Origin of the sequence: Micrococcus sp. KRD026 (genome assembly GCF_017168445.1) — a bacterium.
Classification (GTDB): domain Bacteria; phylum Actinomycetota; class Actinomycetes; order Actinomycetales; family Micrococcaceae; genus Micrococcus; species Micrococcus luteus.
Genome location: NZ_JABFBA010000048.1, coordinates 1 through 397 on the forward strand (window position 1 = coordinate 1; position 397 = coordinate 397).

The window sequence follows — 397 nt, forward strand, 5'->3', positions numbered from 1 at the left end:
CAGCGTCACCGACGACCGGGTGGACGGGGCCACGGTCCCGCCGCGCGACGTGGTGCGCCACGACGAGGACGACTCCTACCTCGTGGTGGCCGCCGACAAGGGCACCGCGACCTTCTCCGACCTGGCCAACGAGATCGCCGTGGCGCGCGGGTTCTGGCTCGGGGACGCCTTCGCCAGCGGCGGGTCGGTCGGTTACGACCACAAGGCGATGGGGATCACCGCGCGCGGCGCCTGGGTCTCGGTCCAGCGGCACTTCCGTGAGCGGGGCATCGACTGCCAGACCGAGGACTTCACCTGCGTCGGGATCGGCGACATGTCCGGCGACGTCTTCGGCAACGGGATGCTCTGCTCCGAGCACACCCGGCTGGTGGCCGCCTTCGACCACCGGCACGTGTTC

At 71.3% G+C, this 397-nt stretch carries 1 protein-coding gene; it reads left to right on the forward strand.

Going from position 1 to position 397, the window contains the following annotated elements; genetic code table 11:
- On the forward strand, window positions 1-397 hold a 397-nt coding region (locus J1M40_RS11850; protein WP_206450819.1), incomplete at both ends, for an NAD-glutamate dehydrogenase domain-containing protein.